Annotated in this window: 12 protein-coding genes; 6 read left to right on the top strand and 6 right to left on the bottom strand. The window is 63.8% G+C overall.

What is annotated here, in order from left to right:
- The first annotated feature begins 343 nt into the window (after positions 1 to 343).
- Positions 344 to 1,918: a trimethylamine methyltransferase family protein gene (locus GEMRO_RS28855; protein ID WP_051328909.1), complete on the top strand. Its 1,575-nt coding sequence runs from the start codon at positions 344 to 346 to the stop codon at positions 1,916 to 1,918.
- Between the two features lie 381 nt (positions 1,919 to 2,299).
- On the top strand, positions 2,300 to 2,872 hold the full coding sequence (locus GEMRO_RS28850) for a DUF2076 domain-containing protein (protein ID WP_051328908.1): 573 nt from the start codon (positions 2,300 to 2,302) through the stop codon (positions 2,870 to 2,872).
- 36 nt (positions 2,873 to 2,908) lie between these two features.
- Here GEMRO_RS28850 and GEMRO_RS0109935 read toward each other — a convergent pair whose 3' ends face one another.
- Positions 2,909 to 5,068: a mechanosensitive ion channel family protein gene (locus GEMRO_RS0109935; RefSeq protein ID WP_027133857.1), complete on the bottom strand. Its 2,160-nt coding sequence runs from the start codon at positions 5,066 to 5,068 to the stop codon at positions 2,909 to 2,911.
- A 197-nt stretch (positions 5,069 to 5,265) separates the two neighbouring features.
- Here GEMRO_RS0109935 and GEMRO_RS0109930 point away from each other — a divergent pair, with 197 nt between their 5' ends.
- The 4 genes from GEMRO_RS0109930 (at position 5,266) to GEMRO_RS32575 (ending at position 10,095) form a co-directional block, all read left to right on the top strand.
- Entirely contained in the window at positions 5,266 to 5,445 is a 180-nt protein-coding gene (locus GEMRO_RS0109930) for a hypothetical protein (RefSeq protein ID WP_027133856.1), read from the top strand.
- A gap of 501 nt (positions 5,446 to 5,946) precedes the next feature.
- A complete protein-coding gene (locus GEMRO_RS0109925) occupies positions 5,947 to 8,355 on the top strand; it encodes a GcvT family protein (RefSeq protein WP_027133855.1) in 2,409 nt (802 codons plus the stop codon).
- An 815-nt stretch (positions 8,356 to 9,170) separates the two neighbouring features.
- Positions 9,171 to 9,533, top strand: a complete 363-nt coding sequence (locus tag GEMRO_RS28845; protein ID WP_027133854.1) for a hypothetical protein — start codon at positions 9,171 to 9,173, stop codon at positions 9,531 to 9,533.
- A 97-nt stretch (positions 9,534 to 9,630) separates the two neighbouring features.
- Positions 9,631 to 10,095, top strand: coding sequence for a hypothetical protein (locus tag GEMRO_RS32575; RefSeq protein ID WP_157505532.1), 465 nt, complete (start codon positions 9,631 to 9,633; stop codon positions 10,093 to 10,095).
- 301 nt (positions 10,096 to 10,396) lie between these two features.
- Here the strand turns inward: GEMRO_RS32575 and GEMRO_RS0109910 are convergent, their stop codons facing one another.
- The 5 genes from GEMRO_RS0109910 to GEMRO_RS0109890 all read right to left on the bottom strand — a co-directional run bounded on the left by GEMRO_RS0109910 (position 10,397) and on the right by GEMRO_RS0109890 (position 16,830).
- Entirely contained in the window at positions 10,397 to 11,824 is a 1,428-nt protein-coding gene (locus GEMRO_RS0109910) for a hypothetical protein (protein WP_027133852.1), read from the bottom strand.
- 318 nt (positions 11,825 to 12,142) lie between these two features.
- Positions 12,143 to 13,126: an ABC transporter permease gene (locus GEMRO_RS28835; RefSeq protein ID WP_051328906.1), complete on the bottom strand. Its 984-nt coding sequence runs from the start codon at positions 13,124 to 13,126 to the stop codon at positions 12,143 to 12,145.
- The gene (locus GEMRO_RS0109900) at positions 13,123 to 14,679 is read right to left on the bottom strand and encodes a sugar ABC transporter ATP-binding protein (protein WP_035485074.1); all 1,557 of its coding nucleotides are present in this window, start codon (positions 14,677 to 14,679) and stop codon (positions 13,123 to 13,125) included. Before GEMRO_RS0109900 ends, GEMRO_RS28835 begins: the two co-directional genes overlap by 4 nt.
- Positions 14,679 to 15,653 carry an ABC transporter permease gene (locus GEMRO_RS0109895; RefSeq protein WP_027133850.1) on the bottom strand — a complete coding sequence of 325 codons (975 nt, stop codon included), beginning with the start codon at positions 15,651 to 15,653 and terminating at the stop codon, positions 14,679 to 14,681. The genes GEMRO_RS0109900 and GEMRO_RS0109895 overlap by 1 nt, the downstream gene beginning before the upstream one ends.
- Before the next feature lie 160 nt (positions 15,654 to 15,813).
- On the bottom strand, positions 15,814 to 16,830 hold the full coding sequence (locus GEMRO_RS0109890; RefSeq protein ID WP_027133849.1) for a sugar ABC transporter substrate-binding protein: 1,017 nt from the start codon (positions 16,828 to 16,830) through the stop codon (positions 15,814 to 15,816).
- Positions 16,831 to 16,985 lie beyond the last annotated feature (155 nt).

Genomic DNA, 16,985 nt, shown 5'->3' with positions numbered 1-16,985 from the left:
AGCGGATTGCGGGCTGTCGACGGTGCTGCGTTTCCAGCTATTTACCAGTAATTCTCAGTGCAAAACGAAAGGTGGATCCGATAGCCCTGCCTCCCGCATTGCGCGAGTAGTCCCGGGAATCCCTCCTCTGCGCACCATGGCGGCGGGAAAAGCACACTCCCCCCTCCGAATGGTGAGATTCTGCCTGCCGCGTTCGGTACTGCCCTTTGCTACCCCTGGTGGGCCACTCCGATGACGGACTTCCATCGTCACATGTCGAATCCAGACGGGCGCCAACGATCTGGCCGATTCTAGATTTGTCATGGGTAGATCCGTTCCGGCTCTCCCGCTGGAGGCGGCGCACATGGCTATGGTCTTGGAGCAGGACGGCAGACGGCGCGGGGGACGGGAGGCGAGGCGTGAGTTGCGGGCGCGGGAAGTGTCGGAGGACGCGCGGGTTGTCCGACCCGGCATCATGGGCGGTCGCTTTCTGCCACTCGACCCGCGGGACGTCCTGCGTGTTCACGAGGCGGCGCTGACCGCACTTGCCACGATCGGCTTCGGGCAGCCGCCGGCCTCTACGGTCGCGGCCCTGACTGCGGCCGGTGCCGAGTACCGTGACGCACGGATCTTCTTTCCAAGGGCCCTGGTGGAAGACACCGTTGCCAGCGCCGCGCGGAACTTCACCCTGTTCGGGCGCGACCGCCGCCATGACCTGCATCCTTCGGCACATCGTGTTCATTTCGGGACTGCCGGCGCCGCCGTCCACATGATCGACGCGAGGACAGGCGAGTACCGCGAATCGACTCTCTGCGATCTCTACGACATTGCCCGGCTCGTGGACCGGCTGGACAATGTCCACTTCTACCAGCGCTCGGTGGTCCCTCGGGACATCCCTGATCCGTTCGAAATGGACATCAACACCGCCTATGCCTGCCTCGCAGGCACCGCGAAGCATGTCGGCACCTCGTTCGTGAAGGGAGAGCACCTGCAGGCGGCCCTGCCCATGTTCCATGCCATCGCCGGTTCGGAAGCAGCATGGCGCGCGCAGCCGTTCGTGTCTCTGTCCTGCTGCTTCGTTGTTCCACCCATGCGGTTCGCGGATGATGCCTGTAGCGCGCTGGAAACAGCGGTCTATGCCGGCATGCCCGTTCTGCTGCTCTCGGCCGGCCAGGCAGGCGCCACGGCTCCCGCCGCACTCGCCGGCGCCCTGGTCCAGACGGTGGCCGAATGCCTGGCCGGCCTCGTCTATGTCAACGCGCTCAAGCCGGGTGCGCCGGCGCTGTTCGGCCCATGGCCGTTCGTGTCGGACCTCCGCACCGGCGCCATGTCAGGAGGTTCGGGCGAGCAGGCCCTGCTCACCGCCGCCTGCGCCCAGATGGGGCGGTTCTATGATCTGCCTACAGGCAGCGCCGCCGGCATGACCGACAGCAAGATCCCCGATTCGCAGGCAGGTTTCGAGAAGGCGTACACCAACGTTCTGGCCGGGCAGGCAGGCCTCAACCTGGTCTACGAGTCGGTCGGGATGCATGCCTCCCTCCTGGGCTCCTGTCTCGAGAGCTACGTCATCGACGACGACATGCTGGGATCAATCCTGCGCACCATCAAGGGCATCGAGATCACCGAGGCGACCCTGTCCCTGGAGGCCATGCGAGAAGTCTGCCTGGAAGGCCCGGGCCACTATCTCGGCCACCAGCAGACCCTGGACCTGATGCAGACGGAGTATCTTTACCCAACGGTCAGCGACCGCACGTCCCCCAAGGAATGGAAAGAGCAGGGCTCGACCGACAGCGTCGCGCGCGCCGGCACCAAGCTCCGGCGGATCCTGTCCAAGCACTATCCCACCCACATTCCTCCGGAGGTCGATTCGGCGATCAGGGTCATGCTTCCGATCCGACTCGATCCGGCGCAGATGCATCCAGGAGATGGAAGATGGTGAGGTCTTCCCCGGTGAGGCACCATTTCGGCCACCGCCCTAGAGCAGCCCATCATCGGCAAGCGAAGCCGGCTCATCGCCTTGCAGAACGCCGCTTCGGCTTCATGGGACTAATCATGCGCCCGCAGCGTTGGCGGCCGCTTGAACATGGTGCTCGCGGGCCCATCTCAAGGGCATGAGCGGGGTCCGGGCCCCTCTGGCGGAGCGCAGATCGTGCTCCGTGATGTCGGACCCCCGATTTCCCTGTCGGCCAGCCACGGCCGGCATCGATGTCGGGGTTGGTGCCGATGAAGTCCGGAGTTCTCGTAGCTGCGACGTTGGTGTCCCCGGAGGTCCCCTCGGACCTGCCGGCCATTCGTCGTGCCCGGTGACCAGGAGGCAGACATGACAGCCGAAGACCAAAAGGCAATCGCGGACTTCTTCGAACGGATGAAGAAGCTGGACGCTCCACGTGATCCCGAGGCCGAGCGCCAAATCGATCAGCTGATGCAGCGCGATCCGCAGACGAAATACTACATCACCCAGATGGCTTTCTTCCTCGAGCACGCGCAGGCCGAGAGCCAGAACAAGATCCGCGAGCTGGAGTGGAAGCTGCAGAACCAGCAGCCTGCGGCGGCTGGAGGCGGTGGCGGCGGCTTCCTCAGCAATCTGTTCGGCGGCGGCGGCCGCAACGTGATGCCGCCGCCGGCGCCAGTCCATGCGCCGGGCTATCGTCCGGGCATGTTCCAGGGCGGCCAAGGCGGCGGGTTCCTTGCTGGTGCGATGCAGACCGCCATGGGCGTCGCCGGCGGCATGCTGCTCGGCAACATGATGATGTCGATGTTCGCGCCGAGCGCCGCCGAGGCGGCGCCCGCCGAGGATCCCGCCGCGGACGATGCCGGCGGCTACGAGGATGCCGGCTACGAGGAAGAGGTGCCGCAGGTCGACGACGGCGGCGGCTTCGACGTCGAATGGTGAGAAGCGGGCGGGACCACCGGCCCCGCCTGCTCTGCTTCAGGCGTTGACGGCCTTGGCCGCCAGCGCATCGGTGGCGGCCTTGGCCGCCACCACGTCGCTTGCATCGTTCTGCTCGCCGCCGGCCACGCGCACCGTCGGCACCGCGATCTCGATCCCGTTCTCGGCGAAGGCGCGCCGGATCATCGCATAGGCGCGCCGGCGGATCGGGAACTGTTTGCCTGGATAGGTCATCATCTTCAGGCGGATCTGCATCGCAAAATCGCCGAAGCTGTCGACGCCCTGCATCTTGAGCGGCTCGATGAAGCCAGGGCCCAGTTCCGGATCGGCCAGCAGGTCCTTGCCGATCTGCTTGATGATCTTCTTCGCCTTGTCGAGATCGGTGTCGTAGGTGACGTTGATCGCCAGCTTGTCGATCACCCAGTCCCGGCTCATGTTCTGGATCGCGCCCAATTCACCGAAGGGAACCGTGTAGAGCGGGCCGCGATGATGGCGCAGCTTGACCGAGCGCAGCGAGAAGCTCTCGACCGTGCCCTTGTAGCTGCCGCTCACGATGTACTCGCCGATGCGGAAGGCATCGTCGAGGAGGTAGAACATCCCGCTGATCACGTCCTTGACCAGGGTCTGCGCGCCAAAACCGATCGCCACGCCCACCACCCCGGCTCCGGCGATGAGCGGGCCGACCTCGATGCCCAGCGTCGACAGGGCCATCAGGATTGCCATCGTGGCCAGGACGATGAACAGGATGTTGCGGATGATCGGCAGGAGCGTCCGGATCCGCTGACGTCGCCGGATGATCTCCGCCGGATCCGCCTCCCCTTCACGGGCAGCTTCACGCAGCTGCCTGTCGATCGCGACCTTGGCGAGCTGCCAGATCAGGTCGGCAGCCAGCAGGATTGCGATGGCCCGGACGATGCTGCGCAGCATACGCGCCAGCAGGTCGTCACTCGCCGTCATCATGTTCACGTCGAAGCCGAGGCTCTGAATGATGAACGCCGCGCCGATCGCGAAGAAGACCAGGCGCAGGCCGCGTTCGACCACCACCGTCCAAGTCGAGGGAAATTCGGAGGGCTCGACGGGAGGGGCGGCTTCGGCCTCTTCCCCCGGCAACTCGCTGTCCTTCGTCTGGTCGAGCGGGCGGAGCAGGTGCAGGACGGCCCGGTGGCTGATCCGGATCGCAAGCGGGAGGAGCAGTGCCACCAGCATGATGCTGTAGATCGGCTGCAGGCCCAGGACGCGACCAACCAGCCAGGCGATCGTCAGATAGACGATGAGGGCGATCCGGTGCCCCACCGAGGGCGGGGTCCCCTCAGGAACCCTTGCGGGTTGGTTCCAGATCGCCTCCGCCAGGATGAGCAGCGCCACCAGGCCGAACGGATAGCCGATGAGGCGGAGGGAGGAGCCAGCGAAACCGAGCATCGACATCAGGTCGAGCGCGACCCACGCGAACACGGCGTATCCGGCAAAGACGGTCAGGCGATAGGTCCAGTACCAGGCCGCCTCGGTCGTGGTCGGGACGATGCGGAGCCGCTCGTTGCCTGGAGATAGCAGGAAGCGGGCGAGCACGAGGGCAAAACGGGCCGCCACCGTCACCGTGAGGACGCCCAGCAGCAAGGTGCGCAGGAAGGGCGGCCAGGGGAACAGCAGGCACGCGCCAAGGCTCCCTATGGCAAAAGCGGCAATCCAGCAGAGCCCGAACAGGAAACGGAACGCCATGATCTTGAGGCGATTCCCCACCGAATCGACCGGTGCTGCCGCGATCTTCTGGCGGACTCCCTTGGTCGATCGCCAGAAGATCCATTCTGTTCCAAGCCCGAGAGCGACGAAGCCGGCGATCAAGAGCAGCGTGCCAAGCAGCCCTACTCCAGCCACGTCGACGATCAGCCGCTGCCGTGCCTGGGCGAACTCGGCCGGCAGATGCGGCATTGCCGCAGCCAAGCCGTGCAGATGCGCCTGCAATCCGAGGAACACGGCGGACAGGGCGCCCGACTCTGCGCCGGCGCTTCCGGGTCCTGGAGATTGCGAAGACGTCGCCGCAGCCGCTGCCGATTCCTGCAACCAGGTCTGCACCCCAGGATCAGCCAGCAGAGCCGAGAGTTCCTTGATCTTGCCCGCCGAGGGAGCGGCAGGTGTCGCCTCCTGGGCAACCGCCGGGAACAGGGTCAGGAACAGCAGAATGACTGCCAGCAGGGCACGCATGGATCGGGCCGTTCATGTGAAATCGCAGGACCCTGCGGTCGCACGAGGGCGTGAAGGGGGCAAGTAGGCAGGAAGGAGCTTTCGGCACATCGTCCGAAAAATCCGCCGATGTTCTCATTTCGTGCTTGATGATCCTGGAACGTTACGTGAACATGCCTACATCAGGCGCTGAGCCATGAAGAGCCAGGAGACTTTGGATGATCGCGACCGTTCCAGGTTGGCCTGCTCGGCCACTGTTCCACCGGATCGCACGCTGGAAGGACCGGGCTCCCCTGAGCGCCGACCTTCTTGGTCGGGCGCTGGAAGTGGGAGGGCTACTGGTATTCGTCACCGTGATCGGCACCGTCCCGGTGATCGTGGCCGCCTTCGCCAACTGATCGGGCAGCCCAGGACGACGTCAGTAGCGCCAGCTTGCCGGGGGCCGGTTGGGGATGCCCAGCGGCGCAGCATCGGGGCGCTGGGCATTGTAGTTCGGAGGCGGCGACGGCCAGAGGGGAGGTGTCGGGGGAACACGCTCCGTGGGTGGTGGGAGTGGCGGATTGGTATCCGGCTCGAGATTTGCTCCCGGGTCCGGCACTGGCGACGGCGTCACCACATCCTGCGGCTTGGCGGTGGACGGGATCACACCGTCCGGTTCGGACGGTCCAGCGAGGGGCGCAGATCCACTCGACGCTGCCGGAGCCAGCGCTTCCCGGCTATCGACATAGGCTGGCGCACAGCCTCCAAGCAGGGCCGAAATGGCCCCCGCCATCAAGACCGGCCTGCAATCAAATTGCTTCATCAGCCCTCTCCCCTGCGTTCGCCAGGAAATGACGTTTCGAGGATGGCCCAGCTGCCCCAATCGCGCCATGGATGCCTGGAGCAGCCGGGAGAGGGTCATGCGCACACAGGCAAGGGTGGTGGTGATCGGCGGCGGGATTGCTGGAGTCAGCACGCTCTGGCACCTGGTGGAGGCCGGCTGGAAGGATCTTCTCCTGTTGGAGAAAGCCGAGCTCACCTCGGGTTCCACCTGGCATGCCGCCGGCAACACGCCGACCTTCTCCGGATCCTGGTCGGTGATGCGCATGCAGGCCTACAGCCTGGAACTCTATCGCCGCCTTGCAGCCGACCCCGAACATGCCGTCACCTACCACGTAACCGGCTCTCTCCGGCTGGCGCAGTCCAGGGACAGGCTCGACGAGTTCCGGCATGTCGCCGGCATGGCCAGGGCCCAGGGGCTGGACTTCCGCGTCCTTTCCCCTTCGGAAGCCAAAGCGATCCACCCGTTCCTGGAACTGCACGGGCTTGAAGGGGCGCTGCTCGATCCGCTGGACGGCGACATCGATCCCTCCATGGTGACCCAGGCCCTGGCCAAGGAGGCACGGGCTGGCGGTGCTGAGATCCGGCGCGGCTGCCCCGTCACCGCCATCAGCCGAACACCGGGCGGGATGTGGCGCCTGGAGACGCCCCAGGGCGAGGTGCTGGCGGAGCATGTGGTGAATGCCGCCGGGTATCGGGCGGGCGAAGTCGGAGCCATGGTCGGCCTGGATCTGCCGATCGTGACCTTGGAACACCAGTATCTCGTCACCGAGGAGATCCCGGAGCTTGCGGCCCGATCTGGTCTGCTGCCTCTGCTGCGCGACCCGGACGACAGCTACTACCTTCGGCAGGAACGCAACGGACTTCTTCTCGGCCCCTATGAGAAGGAGAACGCCCGGGCGGCGTGGCTGGACGGACTGCCGGCCGACTTCGCCAACCAGCTCTGGAACGACGACCTGGAAAGGCTGGAACCGTACATCGAGCTGGCTTGCGCGCGTGTGCCGATCCTGGGGTCGGTGGGTGTGCGGCGCGTGGTGAACGGCCCGATTCCCTATACCCCGGACGGGCTGCCGCTCCTGGGCCCCGTGCACGGGCTGGCCAACTTCTGGAACTGCGCGGCCTTCAGCTTCGGCATCTGCCAGGGTGGTGGGGCAGGTCGGATCCTCGCGGAGTGGATCACGCAGGGCGAGCCAGGCTGGGACGTCCTCAACCTGGACACCCGGCGGTTCACCGGGTTCGCAACCAGATCCTATACCGTCGCAAAGGCCCTGGAACTCTATCAGCACGAGTACGCGATCGGGTTTCCGGTGCAGGAATGGCCGGCCCACCGGCCGATGAAGACCTCGCCCCTGTACGACCTGCTCAAGGCCGAAGGAGCCCAGTTCGGCGTGCGCGGCGGCTGGGAGCGCCCGACCTTCTTTGGGCCGGCCGAAGCTAAGAGGCCGTCCTTCCGCCGGCCAGGCTGGCATGAGTTCGTGGCCGCCGAAGTGCAGGCCGTGCATGAGGCGGCAGGCCTGCTCGACCTGCCGGGCTTCAGCAAGTTCGAAGTGAGCGGGCCAGGCGCGTCTGCCCTGCTGGATCGGGTGCTATGCTCTCGGCTGCCGCGGCCTGGGCGGGTCAGCCTGGGCTATGCGCTCACCCCTGCCGGAGGTATCCGGTCGGAATTCACGGTCGCCTGCCTGGACGAGGACCGCTTCTATCTGTGCTCGGCCTCCTCGGCGCAGCACCACGATTTCGACACCCTGGCCTGGCACCGGGAAGGGCACGACGTCACGATCACGGATCTCACTGCACGGCTGGACACGCTGCTTCTGACCGGGCCGCGGGCCCGGGAGATCCTGGCACCGTTGACGGATGCGCCGCTCGATCAGGCGGCATTCCCCTGGATGGCCTGCCGGCCGGTCACTATCGGTTCGGCAAGAGCCTGGGCGATGCGTATCTCCTACGCGGGTGAACTCGGTTACGAGTTGCACGTGCCGATGGAGCATGTCCGGGAGGTCCATGGCCATCTGGTCGCGGCGGGGCACGGTCTCGACCTCCGGCACTTTGGCATCTATGCGCTGGAGAGTATGAGGCTGGAGAAAGCCTATCGCTCCTGGGGAACCGATCTGGTCACGGAGTACACCCCGTATGAGGCGGGCTTGGAGCGCTTCGTCGATCTCTCCAAGCCGGACTTCATCGGGCGGGAAGGACTCCTGATGCGCAGGCGGGCTGGGTACGGGCAGAGCCTGGTGACGCTGCTTCTGGATGGGGACAGGGTCGATGCCATCCCGGTGGCACGGGTCCTCGACGGCGAGCGGCCGGTGGGCCTGGTCGGCTCAGCAGGTTACGGGCATCGCATCCGGCAATCGATCGCGCTGGCCTATGTAGAGAACAGCCATGCCCTGGCGGGGACCCGACTGTCGGTCGAGATCGTAGGAGAAGCGCATCCGGCTGTCGTCACGGCGGAAGCGCCATTCGATCCACAGAACATACGCCTGAGGGGCTGAAGACAAGGGCTCCGCCGCAGGGCCGGGCTTCGCCCACCTGAACCCGCAGTTCATCCAAGTGGCGGTCGTTGAAGGCCAGCCGCTCGCTTCCATCCCTCCATGCAACCTGGGCGGGTGACGCAGCCGCGCGAACAGATTTTCGTTCTGCCCGAGGCATGCTCCTGCCAGCCATCGTGCAGCACCGCACGCACCCCTTAATACACGACATGAACACTTGCCCACGAAGCGATTAACTACTATCCTGCCTATAATCAAAACAGCTTCCATTGCTAGTCCTTTTATTAATGTTTGTTTCCAGAAGAATCCAGTTATTCTGAATACACTAGAGTTTAATTCATAAAGATTTGCTTTTATTTTCCAAATAGACACAATTTGAATTTGGTATTTTACGAGTATGTATATAATTGTCACTGATTGCTACCTCTGAATATTCAAAGATAACAGATCAGCATCATGTTGAACGTGATCAGAGCTCTCAGCACCTGACGCATCCACGGGATCGGAACATGTCATCGATGTTTCGTCCTCCCAAAACAGGATATGGACACTCGATGGGATACGCTTCGGGGCCATACAGGAACATCCTGCCGCCATGATGCGGTAGTAACATCCGAACAAGATGTATATTTCTATGACTCAGCTATTTTTGTAGCTGAGAATAAATATTCTTATAGTTTTTTTTTGAATAAAAAAAAGTGCATTCTGATGCAATTATTTGTAGAAGCCCCTTAAGTTTGCATGTTATACGAGTATCACCTTCGGCGCCCCAGAATTAAACTGACCAACGGCGTCGGCGGCATAAGGGAGTATTATTTATGAAGCTCGTGAAGACGATTCTGTGCTCGGCCGCGGTTCTCGGTCTGCTGTCCGCCACGGCGCTGGCCGGCGGTAGCGGCAATGGCAACGGCAATGGCAATGGCAATGTCGGCAACGGCAATGGCAACTACAACGGCAACAACAACTACGGCAGCTATAACGGCAACGAGAACGGCAACTACAACTATGGCAGCTACAACGGTAGCGGCAACGGCAACTACAACTACGGCAACAGCAACGGCAACGTGAACGGCAACGGAAACGGCAAGTGGTACAGCCGTAGCAACGACAACGGCAACGACAACGGCAACCGCAACTACGGCAGCAACAACGGCAACTTCAACGGTAACGACAACCGTTGATCTTCAGCCTCTTGTCGTGAGTAGCTGACGACGGCACTCCCCGTGGCGCGAGCTGCGGGGAGTGTCGTTCTCTCTGATCTGTTGGAGGATCGGGCTCGTGAGAATCATGATGGTCGCCGCTGCGGCCTGCGCGATGATGACGGCCGGAAGCGTCGTGGAAGCCGGGTCTTCCCGGCACGACACGGTCCAGACGTATCGCTCCTATGGCCAGCATATGCCTTACCGCGATCACCTGTCGGCCCATCGGCCGACGCTCAAGGACCTGCGGGAGAAGTATGGCTTCGGCAAGCCGCATCAGCGATATGACAGGCGCAACCACGGCTACAACAACGGAAAAAACAATAACGGGTTCGGGAATGGCAACAAGAACGCCGGCTCCGGCAATGGAAACAACAATATAGGCAATATGAACGGAAATAACAACAGAGGAAACAACAACGGCAATAACAATGTTGGCAACAACAATGGCAACAACAACAATAGCAGCGGCAATGGCAACAACAACAATAGCAGCGGCAATGGCAACAATATGAACGGAAGCTTCCGCGGCAACAACAATTGAGGCAATTGCTGCACGACCGCGATGTCGTTTACGGTCCAAAAAGATCGAGGCGGACAGACGATCCAGCCTGCGCTTCCTGCTCCGGCTCGATTGGCAGGCAGCCTGGCTGCCATCCCAGTCGCGGCGGGAGCGCCTCCAGGCTCTGCAGACCCGACTGACCTTCTTGGTACGGGCTGCCGGCAGGAGAATGATCCTCCCGGAGGATGGAGAGGGACGTGCGACACCTCCTCCCCTGCATGCCGCCCCCCTGATCTGGGAGCGACATGCAGGCGAGCCTACCGGACCGGATCCGGCGGCCCTCCTACTTCTCCTCGAGCACGATTTCGAACAATTCGTTCGATGCGGTGCTTGGCCCGAAGTTCGGCTGGGTGGCGGCGATCCCGCCATAGATCCAGCCGACCACATTCGCCTTTCCCGGCATCTTTCGCACCGCCTGCAGGTCGACCAGCTCGCTGCCCTTGGTCGGCAGCCCCGGCTTCAGGAAGACCTTCGCCTCGGCACCGAACAGATAGCTGTCGACATCAGGCCCCGAGACGGTGGGGAAGGTCGTCGGCAACAGATACTGACGGTAGTCGCCGTGACGGTCCCGCACGACGTTGGTCACCTGGTTGGTGAACGGGAAGTTCGTGTCAGCCACGAACTTGCCCGTAGCTTCATCGTAGGTCTCGTAGGAGATCCCGCCGAAGAGCACGTTGTGGGTCGCCTTGGTCGCCGTGTCGTAGATGCCCAGCCGGGCCGTGTCGTAAATGTTCATGCCCTGCTTGAAGGTATCCTTGGCAGCCGGGTCTGCCTGCGAGGGCACCCCGCTGGCATCGATCTCGACTGGGACGGTGAAGGCGCCGTCGGTTTCAGTGAACACGCCGGCGAACGCGACGGCCTTCTCCTGCCCGCCCTCCATGAACGCCCCGAGCGAATAGTCGCGCCGGCGGAAGTTGGTGTAGTCGGGCGTCTGCGGCACCTTGGTGACGTTGGCGATCGCCAGGCGGCGGCCGTCGTCCACAATGTCGAAGCTGCGCACCTGGCCGGTATAGGTCTGCACGGCGCTCGGATCGCCATAGCCGCCGGCGAAGTCGTGGCCGAACGCCAGGATCGCGCGGTTGCGGAGGAACGTCATCTGGCCGCCGGTGACGCGCAGCGTCTCGTCCTGCAGATGGCGGAGGAGTTGCGGCAGCTTCGGCGATGTGGAGGGCGACTGCACCCAGCGAATGATTGCCGGCAGTTCCATCGCGGTCATCGTCGGGAAGGTTTCGAACTGCTTGCGCTTGCGCGAATAGCCGTAGCCGCCGATCAGGTAGAGGGTCTTCCCGCGCTGGATCGAGTGGCCGGCGAACGATGCCAGATGATCATGCTGGTCCAGGCCCAGGCCTGAGTTGTAAAGCGAGCGCGACCAGGTCTTCCAGGTGTTGGTGTCGACCACCCAGATCCGCCGGCTCTGCGCGCGGGGCGGGAAGTTCTTGAGCGGGTCGTCGGTGAAGTCGTGCAGGCCACTCGTGCGGCCGCCGATCAGGACCCACATGCTGGCATAGGTGCCGACGAACGACCCCTGCAGAGTGGGCAGCCTTCCATCGGTGTCGATGCGCTTCAATTCGATGTCGAACGGCAGATCCTTGCTGCCGACCGTGATCGGTGAGGTGGTCGGCGTCTGGTTGTCGGCGTGGGCGGGATCACCCCCAAGCGCCATCCAGGCCGCCGCGCAGACGGTGAGCGTCCGCCGCCATGATCTGAGCATGTTTTCCTCCCTGATATGGCTGCGACCGCCAGACGCCAACGGGACGCGATGGCACCACCTTCCATCATCGCAAGTTCGACAAACCAAAGCTATCTGGAGATGGATCAGCGGAACGGCTGCAGCCATTCAAGCTATAATCTACATCGTCCAGCGAGCCAACGCGCTCGGTACAGGAAATGACTTCCAAGCCATCCAGGACAAACTGCCTCGCAAGACAGGCGGCTATCCCAGCAGCCTGCCTCGCGCTCGTCCAGATAAGACGTAGAGTTGCCCCGGTGGATAAGCCGCGCCATGCCCCCCGACAGGGCGCGGCATCCCTCAGGCTGCCTCGACCCTGATCTTGCGCCGCTCCAGGCGCTCCAGCATGTCCGTGCGCAGGCTGTCGACCAGCACCGCCAGGAAGATGATGGCGCTCACCACGAGCGGGTAGACATAGGGATCGGCGTTGATCATCACCAAACCGTTCTCCACGGTCTGGATCAGGATCGCGCCGAAGACAGTCCCGATCACCCCGCCACGCCCGCCGAACAGCGACGTGCCCCCCAGCACGGCTGCGGCGATGACGGGGAATTCCTTCTGGAACCCGAAGGTAGATGATGCGGCCGCGACCTGGCTGGCGGAGACCAGGCCACCGATCGCGGCGCACGCTCCAGCGATGCAGTAGACCGCGAACAGGATCTTCCGCACGTCGATCCCGGCTTTCCCGGCCGCCTCCGGATCGGCGCCGACGGCATAGACCTGCCGCCCGAACGTGGTCAGTCTCAGCGTCACCAGGGCGACCAGGAACACCACCAGGAAGATCCAGATCGGTACCGGCAGGCCCAGCCAGGTGGTGCGGCCGAGCAGCAGGATCTCCTTGCCGAACGGGATCATCTTCACGCCGGACAGATAGAGCCCGATGGCGCGGCCGACGAACAAGGTCGCCAGGGTGGCGATGAAGGCTGGAACCCGCAAACGGGTGATGACGAAAGCGTTGACCGCGCCGAACGCCAGCCCCAGCACGGCCGCGACCGTGAAGCCGAAGACCGGGTTCCAGCCCTTCATGTAGAGGGCCACCACGATGCAGCTCGCATACATGTTGGCCCCGACCGACAGGTCGATGCCCGCCACGAGCAGCACGAAGGTCATCCCGATCGCGATGATCGCGATATGGGCGGCCTGGGTGACGATGTTCATGAAGTTGGTCGGGCTGAGGAAGCGGTCGGACATCGAGCCGAACACCGCCACCAGCACCAGGAACAGGATCAGCGGCGCATTCTGCAGAAGGAGCAGGCGGAGGCGGCGGCTGTCGACGGCGCTCATTTGGCCTTCCTCTTCAGACCGTCCCACATGGCGCTGCGCATGATCTTTTCGCGGTTGAACTGGGCGCGCTCGAAGCTGCCGCGGATTTCGCCATGGCTCATCACCAGGATCCGGTCGCACATGCCGATCAGTTCCTCGATCTCCGAGCTGATCACCAGCACGCCGGTCCCCTCCGCCGCGAGCCGGTTGATGATCTTGTAGACCTCGTACTTGGCGCCGACATCGATGCCGCGGGTCGGCTCGTCCAGGATGAACAGGCGCGGGCTGCGCAGCAGCCACTTGCCGATCACGACCTTCTGCTGATTGCCCCCCGACAGGTTCTTGACCAGGGTCTGGACGAAGTCCTTGGCGTTGACCTGCACGTCGCGCCCGGTCCGCTCCACGGCATCGCCCAGGCGGGTGCGCTGGATGAGACGCCCGAAGCCGCCGCTGAAGTTCGGCAGGGAAGGCAGGGCGATGTTGTCGGCAATGGCACCGTCCATCATCAGCCCTTCGGCGCGGCGATCCTCGGTCAGGAAGGCGATGCCGCGGGCCATGGCCGCTTCCGGAGTCGGCCGCTCCAGGGGCTGGCCGTCAATGACGATCCGGCCGGAGGCATAGGGGTCCAGGCCGAACAGGATGCGGGCCATCTCGGAGCGGCCGGAGCCCATCAGGCCGGAGATGCCGAGCACCTCCCCACGACGGACCTTGAAGCTGACGTCCCTGATCATTCCCGGCTGGGTCAGTTTCTCCACTTCCAGTACCGGCTGCCCCTCTTCCGGCCGGGTGTCCCTCGGTGGGTAGATCTGGTCGATGGTGCGGCCGACCATGGCGGTGATCAGCTTGTCGACGCTCATCTGGCGGGTCTGGGCGCGGGCGACCATCTGGCCGTCGCGCAGCACCACGATGTCGTCGGTCAGCCGCATCACGTCCGACAGGATGTGGCTGATATAGATGACCGAGATGCCCTTGGCCTTCAGGCGCTGGATCTGCGCGAACAGCCGCTCGGTCTCGCGTGCGGTGAGCGAGGTCGTCGGTTCGTCGAAGATCACGATCCGGGCGTCGGAGCCCAAGGCCTTTGCGATCTCGACCAGCTGGCGCTCGCCCTGCGACAGCCGGCTGACCGGACGAGCTGGATCCAGGTCCAGGTCGATCGCCTCCAGCAGTTCCCTTGCGCGGGCGCGGATCTTGCGCCGGTCGATGAAGGGCAGGCCCGGGATCAGCTTCGGGAACCCGTTGATGAACAGGTTCTCCTCGATCGTCAGGTTCTTGAAGAGGTTCAGTTCCTGGTGGATGAACGCGATGCCGGCGGCCTCGGCGTCCCGTGGGCCCTTGGGGCGATAGGGCTGCCCGTCAATGGTCATCCTGCCCCGGTCCGGCTGATGGATGCCGCCCAGGATGTTCATCGTGGTGGACTTGCCCGACCCGTTCTCGCCGATCAGGCCGAGCACGCGTCCACGGCCAAGCTCGAAGCTCACGTCGTGCAGGACCTGAACGCCAAAGAAGCTCTTGCACAGGCCATCAATGGAAAGGAGCGCCGCCTGGACCGGGGCGGCAGCCTGCTTCTGGAACATCAGCTGCGCCCCCGCAGACGCTGGCGCTGCGCATCGACGATGGCGGCGAGTAGGATCACCCCGCCCTTGATCGCGAACACGCCGGCCAGCGACAGGCCCAGGAGCTGCAGGCCCTTGTCCACCGTGGTCAGGAACAGAGCGCCGAACACCACCCAAAGAACCTTTGCCTTGCCGCCGAACAGGGAAACGCCGCCGATCACGGCAGCACCGACCACATCCAGAAGGATGCGCTGGCCCAGCACCGGCGTGCCGGTCTCCAATCGCGCGGTGTAGACGACCGCCGCCAGGCCGGCGCAGACGCCGGAGATCACGTAGGCCCAGAACATTGCCTTGCGCACCGGCACGCCCGAGACGAGGGCGGCATGCGGGTTGATGCCGATCGCGAACAGCCAGCGCCCGAACAAGGAGTGGCTGAGGGCGACATGCGCGATGACGCAGACGAGGATCGCGATCAGCAGCGAGAACGGCAACTCGAACAGCCGCCCCTGTCCCAGGAACACGAAGGCGCGCGGCAAGGAGCCGATCGAGCTGCCATCGTCGGTGAGCAGGGTGGTCACCCAGATGGCGGCCCCTGAAAAGAACATCATCGTGGTGAGGGTCACGATGAAGGGGGGCATGTTGAAACGGGTGGTGCACAGGCCGTTGAAGGCGCCGACCGCACCGCCCACCCCGGCGAACGCGAGAATGCCCAGCGTCACCACCACGAAGACCGGTGCACCGACCAGCGGCCCGCCATCCATGGTGATCACGGCCGCGCCCAGCACGCTCGAGAAGGCGAGCACCGACGTGGCGGACAAGTCGATACCGGCCACCACCAGCACGAACATCTGGCCCACGGCGACGATCAGGAGCGGGATCATTCCGGCCAGGACATCGCGCCAGGTTTCAGGCGCCAGGATTTCCGGCACGGCGATGGCCATGCCAAGCACATAGGTGACCGTCAGGAGCAGCACGAGATACTCGGACAGCAGCAAGCGACGCCAAAGCGGCAAACCGGCTGCCGGTGCTGGGCGGTCAAGCGTCGTCGTCTGCGCCGGGGTCATGCAGGCTCCGAAGGGTCACACGGGTCCAGAGAAAATGGAAAGCAAAGGACGAGCGGCAGCCGCCGCCCGTCCGCCATGGAGACGATGAAGGTCAGCCGGAAGAGGGCTTGCCGCCGTTCTTCTCCCAGACGATGTAGCCCCACATCTCGTCGCGGACCTGCTCCATGTTGTCCTGGGTGATCACGAAGCCCGGGTCGAGCAGGAGCTTCTCGGGCTTCTGGCCGGCCCACATGTCCTTGAAGGCCTGGAACGCCATGTCGACCTCCAGGAACAGGTTCTGCACACCGCAGGCGTCCAGGTAACCGTCCAGGATGCGCTGGTAGGCCCCGTCGTCGCCATCGAATCCGCCGAAGATGACATGGCCTTCCTCGTCGCGCTTCTTCCACATGTCGAAGGTCTCAAGCACCTGCTGGATCTGCGGGTGCATGAAGTCCGACGAGGTGAACAGGAAGTTGATGTCCGGGTTGGCCTGGAGCGCGTTCATCAGCCCGGCGAAGGCCTTGTCGGCGTTCCATTCGGTGGCGACGCGCGCCACCACCTCGATCATGTCCTGGTGCTGGTCGACGATGTCGAAGAAGCCGTCGCGACGCTGGATGGCGTTCACGTCGCCAAGATCGCCGATCAGGATGCAGGCCTTGTACTGGCCGCCCTTGCGCTTGGCCTCGTCCACCATGAACTGCACGGTGTCGCGGGTGATCTGGCGGTTGTCGGCCTGGATCGCCACCGAGTAGGCATCGGATTCGGCCGGCGGGCGGTTGAAGTGGACCATCGGGATGTTGGCTTCGTTGGCCGCCCGGATCGCAGGAATCACCGCCTTGCTGTCGGTCTGGATGATCAGGATCCCGTCCACCTTACGGGCGATCATCGCCTTGACCTGCTCGAACTGCTTGTTGTCGTCGAAGTTCGAGATGTTCTCCAGCAGCTCCCATCCGTTGGCCTTGCCCTTCTCCTTCATGATCTCCAGGCCAGACACCCAGAAGGGAGAGACCAGGCTGTCGAACAGGAGGGCCACGGTCTTGCCTTCCTGGGCCTTGACCATGATCGGCAGGCCGGCAGTGCCGGCCGCCAGCAGGCTGCCAATGGTAAACTCACGACGCGCCAGTTTCATGACGTTCGACCTTCCCTGATTCTGGACGGTGCTCTGTTGTAGCTGCCCGACCCCGAGGCGGGATGGCCGTCTGGCACCTGTCATGCCATCAGACAGTATGAAGACTGTTGGTCCTCGTCAATCCGGCGGACCTGTGCGGCCGGGATGGTTCAGGA

Origin of the sequence: Geminicoccus roseus DSM 18922, from assembly GCF_000427665.1 — a bacterium.
GTDB lineage: Bacteria > Pseudomonadota > Alphaproteobacteria > Geminicoccales > Geminicoccaceae > Geminicoccus > Geminicoccus roseus.
The sequence above is the reverse complement of the archived record's forward strand: the minus strand, read 5'-3'. Positions and strand labels throughout refer to the sequence as shown.

Coding starts and splice junctions, on each gene's coding strand:
- GEMRO_RS28855 (WP_051328909.1), top strand. CDS start 344: ATGGCTATGGTCTTGGAGCAGGACGGCAGACGGCGCGGGGGACGGGAG.
- GEMRO_RS28850 (WP_051328908.1), top strand. CDS start 2,300: ATGACAGCCGAAGACCAAAAGGCAATCGCGGACTTCTTCGAACGGATG.
- GEMRO_RS0109935 (WP_027133857.1), bottom strand. CDS start 5,068: ATGCGTGCCCTGCTGGCAGTCATTCTGCTGTTCCTGACCCTGTTCCCG.
- GEMRO_RS0109930 (WP_027133856.1), top strand. CDS start 5,266: ATGATCGCGACCGTTCCAGGTTGGCCTGCTCGGCCACTGTTCCACCGG.
- GEMRO_RS0109925 (WP_027133855.1), top strand. CDS start 5,947: ATGCGCACACAGGCAAGGGTGGTGGTGATCGGCGGCGGGATTGCTGGA.
- GEMRO_RS28845 (WP_027133854.1), top strand. CDS start 9,171: ATGAAGCTCGTGAAGACGATTCTGTGCTCGGCCGCGGTTCTCGGTCTG.
- GEMRO_RS0109910 (WP_027133852.1), bottom strand. CDS start 11,824: ATGCTCAGATCATGGCGGCGGACGCTCACCGTCTGCGCGGCGGCCTGG.
- GEMRO_RS28835 (WP_051328906.1), bottom strand. CDS start 13,126: ATGAGCGCCGTCGACAGCCGCCGCCTCCGCCTGCTCCTTCTGCAGAAT.
- GEMRO_RS0109900 (WP_035485074.1), bottom strand. CDS start 14,679: ATGTTCCAGAAGCAGGCTGCCGCCCCGGTCCAGGCGGCGCTCCTTTCC.
- GEMRO_RS0109890 (WP_027133849.1), bottom strand. CDS start 16,830: ATGAAACTGGCGCGTCGTGAGTTTACCATTGGCAGCCTGCTGGCGGCC.